Annotated in this window: 10 protein-coding genes; all 10 read left to right on the forward strand. The window is 36.1% G+C overall.

All coding sequences use genetic code 11. The annotated features are described in order from the left end of the window. Positions 1 to 346: 346 nt before the first annotated feature. The 10 genes from citZ to coaE all read left to right on the forward strand — a co-directional run bounded on the left by citZ (position 347) and on the right by coaE (position 12700). Positions 347 to 1465, forward strand: a complete 1119-nt coding sequence (gene citZ, locus MKX29_RS15505; protein WP_224935782.1) for a citrate synthase — start codon at positions 347 to 349, stop codon at positions 1463 to 1465. A gap of 153 nt (positions 1466 to 1618) precedes the next feature. After that, positions 1619 to 2890, forward strand: coding sequence for an NADP-dependent isocitrate dehydrogenase (gene icd, locus MKX29_RS15510; protein ID WP_180317068.1), 1272 nt, complete (start codon positions 1619 to 1621; stop codon positions 2888 to 2890). A 197-nt stretch (positions 2891 to 3087) separates the two neighbouring features. Next, the gene (gene mdh, locus MKX29_RS15515; RefSeq protein ID WP_251162679.1) at positions 3088 to 4038 is read left to right on the forward strand and encodes a malate dehydrogenase; all 951 of its coding nucleotides are present in this window, start codon (positions 3088 to 3090) and stop codon (positions 4036 to 4038) included. A gap of 211 nt (positions 4039 to 4249) precedes the next feature. Next, entirely contained in the window at positions 4250 to 4723 is a 474-nt protein-coding gene (locus MKX29_RS15520) for a MaoC/PaaZ C-terminal domain-containing protein (RefSeq protein WP_095372313.1), read from the forward strand. Positions 4724 to 4899: 176 nt separating this feature from the next. Next, complete coding sequence (locus MKX29_RS15525) at positions 4900 to 5613, forward strand: response regulator transcription factor (RefSeq protein ID WP_224935783.1); 714 nt, start codon at positions 4900 to 4902, stop codon at positions 5611 to 5613. After that, positions 5610 to 7370, forward strand: a complete 1761-nt coding sequence (gene pnpS / locus MKX29_RS15530; protein WP_341106428.1) for a two-component system histidine kinase PnpS — start codon at positions 5610 to 5612, stop codon at positions 7368 to 7370. The genes MKX29_RS15525 and pnpS overlap by 4 nt, the downstream gene beginning before the upstream one ends. A gap of 449 nt (positions 7371 to 7819) precedes the next feature. Further along, positions 7820 to 10456 (forward strand): DNA polymerase I, encoded by a 2637-nt coding sequence (polA, locus tag MKX29_RS15535; protein WP_341106430.1) that lies wholly within the window; start codon positions 7820 to 7822, stop codon positions 10454 to 10456. A gap of 39 nt (positions 10457 to 10495) precedes the next feature. Continuing rightward, complete coding sequence (mutM, locus tag MKX29_RS15540) at positions 10496 to 11329, forward strand: DNA-formamidopyrimidine glycosylase (protein WP_281202185.1); 834 nt, start codon at positions 10496 to 10498, stop codon at positions 11327 to 11329. Positions 11330 to 11429: 100 nt separating this feature from the next. Continuing rightward, complete coding sequence (ytaF, locus tag MKX29_RS15545; protein ID WP_224935787.1) at positions 11430 to 12071, forward strand: sporulation membrane protein YtaF; 642 nt, start codon at positions 11430 to 11432, stop codon at positions 12069 to 12071. 26 nt (positions 12072 to 12097) lie between these two features. After that, positions 12098 to 12700, forward strand: a complete 603-nt coding sequence (gene coaE / locus MKX29_RS15550; RefSeq protein WP_281202186.1) for a dephospho-CoA kinase — start codon at positions 12098 to 12100, stop codon at positions 12698 to 12700. Positions 12701 to 12927: the final 227 nt, after the last annotated feature.

Here is a 12927-nt window from a genome sequence, read left to right on the forward strand (position 1 = left end):
TCACAAAAGTCAGATAATTGTTTATAATATACATGTACAAATAGGTTTGATAGTTGAGTCTATGAAAATAGTAGATACTTTATACCAAAAAGAAAATGTAAGCATTTTCTTTCATTATTGTTTGTACATGTTTGTACTGAGCATACGTTCAGAGATTGTTCTGTCAGATGGAAATCTGACTAAGAATGTCATTTAGTCTGTCTCCCAGCTTAATACATATTGGCTGGATTAAATCGGCTACAATAGCCAATAGAGCTATCAGGTTTATCTGATAACAACTTAATGAATAAGTTTCATGCAGACAGAGGGTTTGGGGAAAATATTTCAAAGAAGGAGATGGTTTGTTATGACAGCGACACGCGGTCTGGAGGGTGTAGTAGCTACTACATCTGCTATCAGTTCAATCATTGATGATACTTTAACATATGTAGGCTATAACATTGATGATTTGGCAGAGAATGCTAGTTTTGAGGAAGTCATCTATTTATTATGGCATGGTAAATTACCTACACAATCACAACTAGATGAATTAAAAGCACAATTGGCAGAAAATATGAATTTGCCACAAGAGGTACTTGCTCATTTTAAGACTTATCCAATTGATCAAGTTCATCCAATGGCAGCTCTTCGCGCCGCTGTATCACTTCTTGGTCTTTATGATGAAGAAGCTGATGTAATGGAAGAGGATGCGAACTATAGAAAAGCCATCCGTTTACAAGCAAAAATGCCAGCTATTGTTGCTGCATTTGCGCGTGTGAGAAAAGGCTTAGAGCCAATTGCTCCTAAAAAGGAATTAAGTTTTGCTGCTAACTTCTTGTTTATGTTAAATGGGGAAGAACCAGAAGATGTAGCAGTTGAAGCAATGAATAAAGCACTTGTTCTACATGCTGATCATGAATTAAATGCTTCTACTTTTACAGCTCGCGTTTGTGTTGCGACATTATCTGATATGTACTCAGGTATTACAGCAGCTATTGGTGCATTAAAAGGACCTCTACACGGTGGTGCTAACGAAGCTGTAATGAAAATGCTTAAAGAAATCGGGACATTAGATAATGTTGAACCTGCTATTCGTGAAAAATTAACAAATAAAGATAAAATAATGGGCTTCGGTCATCGTGTATATAGAAAAGGCGACCCAAGAGCGAAACATTTAAGAGAAATGTCTAAGAGATTAACAGAATTGACAGGCGAACCACATTGGTATGAAATGTCTACGAAAATTGAAGGAATTGTGACTGGAGAGAAAGACCTTCCTCCTAATGTTGATTTTTATTCGGCATCTGTATACCACAGCTTAGGTATCGATCACGATCTCTTTACACCAATCTTTGCAGTTAGCCGTGTATCTGGTTGGTTAGCTCATATTTTAGAACAATACTCTAATAATCGTTTAATCCGTCCTCGTGCTGATTATACAGGTCCAGGAATGCAAGCTTACGTTCCTGTTGAACAAAGAGGGTAAACTTTTTTATTGAGTTTTTTCAAAACAGATGATAATAATAAATAAAGATAAACAAGCTACCAGTAAAAGGTTAGAGGGTTTGCCTTCTAGCCTTTGATTCTGATAAGTTTGTGATGTGTTACTTTTAACACAAGGAAATTGGAGGGAGAAATTATTATGGCAGCAGAAAAAATTACAGTAAATAATGGTGTTTTAAATGTACCAAACGAACCAATCGTTCCTTTTATCGAAGGTGACGGGACTGGGCCGGATATTTGGGCATCTGCTTCTCGTGTATTAGATGCAGCGGTTGAAAAAGCATATAAAGGTGAGCGTAAAATTGCTTGGAAAGAAGTTTTAGCTGGTGAAAAAGCATTTAACCAAACAGGCGAATGGTTACCAAAAGAAACTTTAGATGTAATTAATGAATACTTAATCGCCATTAAAGGACCACTTACAACACCAATTGGTGGAGGAATTCGTTCTTTAAATGTTGCATTGCGTCAAGAGTTAGATCTTTTCGTATGCTTGCGTCCAGTACGCTGGTTTGAAGGTGTTCCTTCACCAGTTAAGCGTCCACAAGATACTGACATGGTCATTTTCCGTGAAAATACTGAAGATATCTATGCAGGTATTGAATATGCTAAGGGTACAGATGAAGTAAACAAATTAATCTCTTTCTTAAAAGATGAAATGGGTGTCAATAAAATTCGTTTCCCAGAAACATCTGGAATCGGTATTAAACCTGTTTCTCAAGAGGGAACAACTCGTCTAGTTCGCTCTGCAATTGACTATGCAATCAACGAAGGTCGTAAATCAGTAACACTTGTACACAAAGGTAATATCATGAAATTTACTGAAGGTGCATTTAAAAACTGGGGTTACGAACTAGCTGAAAAAGAATACGGCGATAAAGTATTCACATGGGCTGAATATGACCGCATTAAAGATGAAAGTGGCGTAGATGCAGCAAACAAAGCACAAGCTGATGCTGAAGCTGCTGGTAAAATCATCGTTAAAGACGCAATTGCTGATATCTTCTTACAACAAATCTTAACTCGTCCAGCGGAATTTGATGTAGTAGCAACAATGAACCTTAACGGTGACTACATTTCTGATGCGTTAGCAGCACAAGTTGGTGGAATCGGTATTGCTCCAGGAGCAAATATCAACTACGAAACTGGACATGCGATTTTCGAAGCTACACACGGAACAGCTCCTAAATATGCAGGGTTAGACAAAGTAAACCCTTCATCTGTTATTCTTTCAGGTGTGCTTTTACTTAAACATTTAGGCTGGAATGAAGCGGCTGATTTAATTGAAAAATCTATGGAAAAATCTATTGCTTCTAAAGTTGTAACTTATGACTTTGCTCGTCTAATGGACGGAGCTACTGAAGTGAAATGTTCTGAATTCGGTGATGTCCTAATTAAAAACATGGACTAATTAACTTGATCTAGCAGGTTCAATTTGAAAATTGAGCCTGCTTTTCTTTTTATTCAAAAACCTCATCCTTATTGATTGCGATGCAAAATTCAGTAGAAGATAATTTCCATCATATCTGAAATTAAGTTGTTTCCTCATGTTTTAATCTCATAAGAAGCGGTTATAAATTGAATAGTTGTAAATGTATATATAAGGAGATGTTGCAAGTGTCTACACTCAAGCGTAAGAAAGTTTCTGTTATCGGAGCCGGTTTTACTGGAGCGACGACTGCATTTTTATTGGCACAAAAGGAATTAGCAGATGTTGTATTAGTTGATATTCCCCAAATGGAAAATCCGACAAAGGGAAAAGCTTTAGACATGTTAGAAGCAAGTCCAGTTCAAGGATTTGATGCAAATATCTTAGGTACAGCAAACTATGAAGATACGAAAGATTCAGATATTGTTGTGGTTACTGCTGGAATTGCACGAAAGCCAGGAATGAGTCGAGAAGATTTAGTTCAAACAAATGAAACGATTATGAAGAATGTAGCGAAGGAAATTGCACAGTATTCTCCCGATTCACTTATTATTGTGTTATCAAATCCAGTGGATGCGATGACTTATACAATATTTAAAGAAACAGGCTTTCCTAAAAACCGAGTTATTGGCCAGTCGGGCGTGCTCGATAGTGCCAGGTTCCGTACGTTTGTGGCTCAAGAGTTACAGATCTCTATAAAAGATATAACAGGATTTGTGCTCGGAGGTCATGGAGATGATATGGTTCCACTTGTTAGGTATTCATATGCAGGCGGTGTCCCTTTAGAAAAATTAATCTCCAAAGATCGTTTAGAACAAATTGTCGATCGAACGCGAAAGGGTGGGGGAGAAATCGTTAGTTTATTAGGGAATGGTAGTGCCTACTATGCACCTGCAGCAGCCTTAGTAGAAATGGCAGAGGCTATGATTAAGGACCAAAAAAGAATACTTCCTGCAATCGCTTATTTAGAAGGAGAGTTTGGTTATCAGGGTATTTATTTAGGTGTGCCAACAATCCTTGGTGCAAATGGGATTGAAAAAGTCATCGAATTAGATTTAACAAAAGAAGAAAAGGATGCACTAGATCAGTCAGCTGAGTCGGTGCGTCAGGTGATATCGATATTGTCGTAAACCTAATATATAAAGAAAGTACTTGTTGGCGAAGTTCAGTCTTTTACCTGAGCTTCGCTTATTTTTTGTTAACTTTATAATAGAAAGAAAATTATTATTACTATTTTTCTTTTACTTATTAAAATAAAATGTTAATATAATTATAAATAAACAGAAAAATTAGTTTATATTTTCATTTTTGCAAGCGGTTACAAAAATCGGAGGTGCATCCATGTTAGGGAAGAAGAGAAAAATAGGTAGAAGACTTGAGGAAATTTCGGTTGGAGAGAAGCTGACCTTTACGGAAAAAATAGAAGATAGGGATTTATTATTATATCTAGGGTTAACAGATGATGCCAATCCCATATACTTACAGCATGACTATGCTTCGCAAACACCTTATAAAAAACCAATTGTACCCAATATTATGCTGAATGGTATGGTCTCATCTAGTGTTTCAAAATATCTCCCTGGACCGGGTAGCCACATACTTAAGCAAGAGTTAGAATATGTTAAACCTGTTTATCACTATTCTACAATTGAATTCTTGATGGAAGTAATTCATGTAGATGAAGAGAAGCATAGTATTGAAATGAAGGTACAAGCAACGAATGAAGAAAATGAAACGGTTTTATATGGCCGAATGAAAGTATGTCCACCCTATCCACTTGAGAGTCTCAACAGTAAAGTGCTAGAAAACTTCTAATCATGAATGGTAAGGCATAGATAACCAAAAAAACTAAGCAAAAGTAATTTATACTGCTTAGTTTTTTGTCGTGGGCACGCTTTTTTTTCTTTTTTATATTATAATACATTTATATAAGGGGTTTTACTAAAGTAATTGGTTTATACTAATGGGGAATCTATTTATCGGAGGCTTTTATGGATAAAAAAGTTCTAGTGGTTGATGATGAGCAGTCAATTGTAACGTTACTACAATATAATTTGCAACAAGCAGGTTATGAAGTACTAACAGCATCTGATGGAGAAGAAGGCAAAAATCTTGCTTTAAGTGAACAGCTAGATTTAATAGTGTTAGATCTGATGTTACCTAAGCTAGATGGAATTGAAGTGTGTAAACAAATTAGACAAAAGAAAGTGAATACACCAATACTCATGTTAACTGCAAAAGACGATGAGTTCGATAAAGTTCTTGGCTTAGAGCTAGGTGCAGATGATTATATGACAAAGCCATTTAGTCCGAGAGAAGTCGTTGCGCGGGTAAAGGCCATTTTAAGAAGGTCACAAGCTCAATTTGACGAACCTGTTTCAGAAGATGAGGATGATAGTATACGTATAGCTGGAGTGAAAATCTATCCAGATAGATATGAGGTCTATTATCAAGACGAATTACTTGAGCTGACACCAAAAGAGTTTGAACTACTATTATATCTTGCCAAAAATAAAGGTAGAGTATTAACACGCGATCAATTGCTGAGTGCTGTTTGGAATTATGATTTTGCGGGTGATACGAGGATTGTAGATGTTCATATTAGTCACTTAAGAGATAAAATCGAGCAAAATTCAAAAAAACCAACATATATTAAAACGATTCGTGGGCTTGGTTATAAGCTAGAGGAGCCTAAGCCTGAATGAAAACTTTTCGTTCAAAACTATTTTTTGCTATCATTACGTTGATTATCGCTGTTTTACTTTGTTTAGGCTTGTTATTAGGTCAGCTATTTAAATCCTATTATATAAATGTTATAGATGAACGCTTATCTAAAGAGATTCAGCTAGTAGCAGGCCAGATTGAGGAAATAGGTGGAATTGAACAACTCACTCAAGAGAAGGTCGACCAGTTTGCTAACTGGTTAGGTGTTAATGTTACTATTGCCAATGCAAATGATCGAGTGATATTTGATAGCGTGAATAAAGAAATTCAAATGAAAAACCGTAAGACAATAAATGAAATATTAGGTGCAGCTGACTCTGATGAGCAGGCTGGTAAAGTTGTAGGCGACGATTATCATTATTTTTGGAAGGAATTAAATGAAGGTACGAATTCCTATTATTTATTTTTAAGTGCCGAAATAGATGAAGTAAAAAGTGGTTACTCGCAAATCTGGTGGATCCTAATTATCTGTCTTAGCCTAGCATTAATTTTAATTATATTCTTAGGAGCTGCTATTACGAATAGATATACAAGACCGATTGATTCTGCAACGAGAGTGGCTATTGAATTAGCGAAAGGAAATTATCGGGCAAGAACCTATGATAATGATGTCGGTGAAGCAGGTAAGTTAAATAGCTCAATTAATATTCTTGCACGTAATTTGCAAGATATGGAGAAATCGAGAGAGATGCATCAAGATAGACTCAGTACACTCATTGAAAACATGGGTAGTGGGCTAATTTTAATAGATAGTAAAGGTTATATTAACCTTGTGAATCGTACATATAGAGAAGTTTTTCATGCTGATGTGACAGAATACATGGACGAACTGTATTATAATGTCATTGAATATAAAGAAATCACTGAGCTTATTGAAGAATTATTTATGACAGAGCAAAAGGTAAGAAAGCAAATACAAATCCTTATTGGCATTCATCGAAAACATTTTGAAGTCTACGGTGTTCCGATTATCGGCACGAATGATGTTTGGAAAGGTGTACTTTTGGTTTTCCATGATATTACTGAGATAAAGAAATTAGAGCAGGTGCGAAGAGATTTCGTTGCGAATGTTTCACATGAATTAAAAACACCTATAACTTCTATTAAAGGGTTCTCAGAAACGCTTTTAGATGGAGCAATGGATGATCAAGATGCCCTTAATCAATTCTTAACGATTATTCTCCAAGAAAGTGAACGATTACAAACACTCATTCAAGATTTGCTTGATTTATCAAAAATTGAGCAACAAGGATTTCACCTTTCTATACAAGAGGTGAATATTATTGGTGTCTTAAATGAAGTAGTAATGATGGTTAAAAGACGTGCGGAGGAAAAAGAAATTACCATAGATTATAAATGTGAAGATGAAATAATCGAAATGGAAGCTGATGTTAACAGAATCAAGCAAATATTCCTTAATATTGTTTCCAATGCTATTTCTTACACGCCAAATGAAGGTAAAGTGTCTATTCGTGTAACAGAAGATCAACAAAAAGTGTATATAAAAATAATGGATACGGGGATAGGCATTAAAGAAAGTGAGATTCCGCGAATTTTTGAAAGGTTTTATCGAGTAGATAAAGCAAGGAGTAGAAATTCAGGTGGTACAGGTCTGGGTCTGGCAATTGTGAAGCATCTACTAGAAGCACATAAGGGATTGATTTCTGTTGAAAGCAAGAGTGGAAAGGGCACGGCCTTTTTACTTACGTTTTATAAGAAGTTACCTGATAGCGAATAAAGAGTTTTACAAAAAGTTTACATTGTTTTTTTATGTCATTAACAATAGGGGGTTACAATTAGTATTGTAAAACCCCTTCATCACATGATGTGAAGAAGAGAGAGCTACCCCGCTCTCTCTTTTTTTAAAAGAAGTTCTAGTCTGTGATAAACATGAAATAAAAGGATGGATATTAAACATCTGCTATTTATAATATTGTAATTTGTGCTGTTATGCGCTAACAAAGTGACCATCACCTAAAAATTTCTACAGTTTCCACCTCCATAAATACCCTATACTTCCTCGAAATTTGTAAATCTCTTACGTTAAAGAACAATAGCCCCATGAATTTCTATTCCTAATTTTTCTTTATTCTTTTAGACATGATAAAATATAGAATAGATAATGGCTTTTTTCGAAGTATATTCAATGAAATGACTTTGTGAGAAGCGAAGGAGGTTGGTGGCGAGATGACAAAGAAAAAACTCGTTTTAATAGATGGAAATAGTATTGCTTATCGAGCTTTTTTTGCTCTTCCATTATTAAATAACGATAAAGGCATACATACGAATGCAGTCTATGGATTTACGATGATGCTTATGCGCATTTTGGAAGATGAAAAACCTACTCATATTCTTGTTGCATTTGATGCCGGTAAAACTACGTTTAGACATAAAACGTTTACTGAATATAAAGGTGGAAGGCAAAAAACGCCGCCAGAACTTTCAGAACAGTTCCCGGTGATTAGAGAGTTACTAGATGCTTATCAAATTGCTCGTTATGAGCTAGAGAATTATGAAGCGGATGATATTATTGGTACGCTATCTTTAAAAGCTGAACAAGATGATTTTGAAGTAAAGGTCATTTCAGGGGACAAAGACTTAACACAGCTAAGTTCGGAAAAGACAACAGTAGGAATTACGAAAAAGGGGATTACTGATATAGAAGAGTACACCCCTCAGCATATCGAGGAAAAGTATGGTATCTCACCTGAACGTATTATTGATATGAAAGGGCTAATGGGAGATAGCTCCGATAATATCCCGGGTGTGCCAGGTGTCGGGGAGAAAACCGCACTAAAATTATTAAAGGAGTTTGGTACATTAGAACAATTAGTTCAATCGATAGATCAAGTGAGTGGCAACAAATTAAAAGAGAAGTTAGAGGAATTTCAAGACCAAGCTTTAATGAGCAAAGAATTAGCAACAATTTTAAGAGAAGCGCCGATTGAAGTAGAGCTAGATAAAATAGCCTATGAAGGATGGAATGAAGATAAGCTATATCATTTATTTAAAGACCTCGGTTTTAATTCTCTATTAGAAAAAATAAGCTTTGATTTAGCAGAAGATGAAACGGCCGAGCTTGAAGAAATTAATTTTGAGATTGTTACTGATTTTACCGAGGAACAGTTGGATGGAGATAGTGCATTATATATCGAGGTGTTAGAGGATAATTATCATTACGCAGATATTCTTGGAATAGCAGTCACAAACAAAAATGGACACTTCTTTATTTCAACAAAAAACGCTTGTCAATCGAATGTGTTTAAAAAATGGGCAGAAGATGATGCCTCTCCAAAGGTCGTATATGATGCGAAAAGGTCTGAAGTCTCACTAAGACATCATGGTATTCATTTAAAAGGTATCCACTTTGATATCCTTTTAGCAGCTTATATTATCAACCCTTCTGAAACAATTGAAGATTTAGCTTCTATTGCGCGTAATCACGGATACTCTGCAGTTCAATCTGACCAAGCTTTTTATGGGAAAGGAGCAAAAAGGAGTATTCCAAAGGAAGAAGAGCTTGCTCCTCATATTATAAGGAAAGCAGTGGCAATGGATTCGCTTTATGAAAAATTGGATACGTCGCTGCAAACGAACCAGCAGTCTGCTCTTTTTTACGAATTAGAATTACCCTTATCATTGATCCTTGCTGATATGGAATCGGCAGGTATTAAAGTGGATTTGAAACGCCTGCGTTCAATGGGAACAGAGCTATTAGAGAAACTTGCGGCCATTGAGAATCGAATTCACGCCTATGCTGGAGAAGCATTTAATATTAATTCTCCGAAACAATTAGGGGTAATCTTATTTGATAAGCTGCGTTTGCCAGTTATGAAGAAAACAAAAACGGGCTATTCTACCTCAGCAGATGTATTAGAAAAATTAGAATCCAAACATGAGATTATCAAAGAAATCCTTGAATATCGTCAATTAGCGAAACTACAATCCACCTATATTGAAGGTTTACTAAAGGTGGTCAATAAAGAAACAGATAAAGTGCATACCCGTTTTAATCAAGCGTTAACGCAAACGGGTAGATTAAGTTCTACAGACCCTAACTTACAAAATATCCCGATTCGCTTAGAAGAAGGTAGAAAGATTAGACAAGCATTTATTCCTTCAAAGAAAGATTGGGTTATTTTTGCAGCAGATTATTCACAGATTGAATTAAGGGTTCTCGCTCATATTGCAGGTGACGAAAAGCTAATCTCTGCATTCAAGGAAGATTTAGATATTCATACGAAGACAGCTATGGAAGTTTTTCATGTTTCTAAAGAAGAAGTGACGGCAAATATGCGGCGTCATGCAAAGGCAGTTAACTTTGGGATTGTTTACGGGATAAGTGATTACGGCCTTTCACAAAGTCTATCTATTACAAGAAAAGAAGCTGGAGAATTTATTGATCGCTATTTAACAAGCTACCCTGCAGTTAAACAATATATGGAAGATATTGTGCAAGAAGCAAAACAAAAAGGGTTTGTAGAAACTTTACTTCACCGTCGTAGATATTTACCGGAAATCACAAGTCGAAATTTTAATCTTCGCAGCTTTGCGGAAAGAACGGCTATGAATACACCTATTCAAGGAAGTGCCGCAGATATTATTAAAAAAGCGATGATTGACATGGCTGATCGCTTAGAGAATGAACAATTACAATCCAAGCTTTTATTACAAGTGCATGATGAACTGATATTTGAAGCACCGGTTGAAGAAATAGAAAAGCTGAAAGAAATTGTTCCAGATGTAATGGAGCATGCCGTAGAGTTAAAAGTACCGTTAAAAGTAGATTATTCATACGGTCCAACATGGTTTGATGCGAAGTAAGAGAGTTCACAATCGGATTGAAAAAAGGAGTCATTATGAATGCCTGAATTACCTGAGGTAGAAACAGTAAGAAGAACTTTAGAAGAGTTGATTATCGGAAAGACGATTGACCAAGTGTTGGTACACTGGCCGAAAATGGTGAAAGAACCAGATGATGTCGTTCGATTTACAAAGGCGTTAGAAGGGGAGACATTTAAAGCGGTTGCCCGTCGCGGAAAATTTTTGATTCTTTATACAGATGATTTAGCCCTTGTTTCTCATTTACGAATGGAAGGGAGATATGGGGTTTATCCGAAATCAGAAACGATTGATAAACATACACATGTGATTTTCTCCTTTACGGATGGAACAGAGTTAAGGTATAAAGATGTGCGCAAATTTGGCACTATGCATTTATTTAAGCGCGGAGATGAGCTTGGTCAACTACCACTTTCACAATTAGGTGTAGAACCTTTATCAGATGCCTTTTCGCCAAATATATTACAAAATGTATTGAATAAGACAGCACGGCCCATTAAGGCGGCTCTCTTGGATCAAAAACTAATTGTAGGCTTGGGCAATATATATGTCGATGAATCTTTGTTTAAAGCAGGTATTCACCCAGAGCGCTCTGCTAAAACATTAACAAAACAGGAAGTAGAAAAGCTTTATACGGAAATTAAAGCAACACTGTCCGAAGCGGTGGAACGAGGCGGCAGTACGATACGTTCTTATGTGAACTCCCAAGGCCAAATAGGATTATTTCAGTTAGAGCTATTTGTGTATGGGCGGCGTGGAGAGGAATGTAAAGTTTGTGCTACACCGCTTGAGAGAATCATTGCTGGAGGACGTGGGACTGTTTATTGTCCACAATGTCAGCCGAAAAAAAAATAACCACAATTTTCTTTTGTCATCTTAGCCTAGATTATAGATAACATTGGATGGGCTTCTTCCATATAATATGTTAGCCATTTCATGGAAGGAGCTCTTTTAAATGACGCAGATGATGACACTTATCATACTAGCTATAGCTGTTAGCTTAGATAGTTTTAGTGTAGGTTTAACGTATGGATTAAGAAAAATGAAGATTCCAATTAAATCGATTTTAATTATTGCTTGTTGTTCAGCTTTTACTCTTCTCATTTCAATGGGGATTGGTCATACAATAGCAAAGTTTATCTCACCTGCTTTTGCAAACAGTATTGGAGGTATCATCCTTATTGTATTAGGTGCTTGGGTACTGTATCAGTTTTTCCGCCCTGAAAAGGAAAAGGATAAGGATGCTCTTCCACATGAGAAAATTCTTTTGAATTTTGAAATCAAGTCTTTGGGTGTAGTTATTAACATTTTAAGAAAACCGATGGTAGCCGATATTGATAAGTCAGGTACAATTACTGGTATTGAAGCCTTTTTATTAGGGTTTGCTTTGTCACTGGATGCGTTTGGTGCAGGCATTGGAGCGGCTATGCTGGGGTATTCACCATATTATTTAGCTATATGTGTTGCGGTTATGAGTTCCTTGTTTGTTTTTGGTGGGATGAGTATTGGCTCGATATTTTCTAAATCTCAATGGATGCAACGATGTTCGTTTATACCAGGGTTAATTTTAATTATACTTGGAATCTGGAAAATTTAATTTGAGAAAAAGGTGTGAAAGTAAGAATGACAGTTATTATCGGACTCACTGGTGGAATTGCAAGCGGTAAAAGCACGGTTTCCACCATGTTTAAAGAAAGAGCGATTACAGTAATAGATGCAGATGTTGAAGCGAAACGAGCAGTTGAAAAAGGTGCGACTGCTTATGATGAAATTGTCTCTCATTTTGGCCAAGAGATTCTTCTTGAAAATGGGGAGATTAACCGTCAAAGATTGGGTTCCATTGTTTTTTATAGTGAAGAGGAAAGAATGAAGCTCAACAGTATTGTCCACCCGGCTGTAAGGAGGAGAATGAACGAGCAAAAGGACGAAGCAGTTGCTAATGGTGAAAAAATGGTCGTTCTAGATATTCCGCTCTTATTTGAAAGTAAACTCACATATATGGTGGATTACACCGTTTTAGTGTATGTTAATAAAGAAAATCAGCTTCAGCGGTTGATGGAGAGAAATGGTTTTGATGCAGAAGAAGCGAATGCACGTATTCGATCACAAATGCTATTGGAAGAAAAAGTACAGCTAGCGGATTTTTTAATTGATAATAATGGCGATCTCGCAAGTACAGAGAAGCAACTAGATGATTTACTGTTACAATTAAAAGATAAACAGTAAAACACAATTACTACTTAGACTTCTACGTTTCATTAGTAATATTTCCACCCTTTTCGTCCACAATAATAAGTGGATTATTTTTTTCCGCTAAAGAAATAGGGCGTAACGATGCATTTTTCACGTAATGTCACGCGTTTTATGGTTTCTTTACATGCACAATATTTCTGAATAGTGGAACTTTAAAATATCCGCAATTTGCTCATCACATTTTGTGGTTAATATGTTAT

Source organism: Cytobacillus sp. FSL R7-0696 (assembly GCF_038006865.1).
Classification (GTDB): domain Bacteria; phylum Bacillota; class Bacilli; order Bacillales; family Cytobacillaceae; genus Cytobacillus; species Cytobacillus kochii.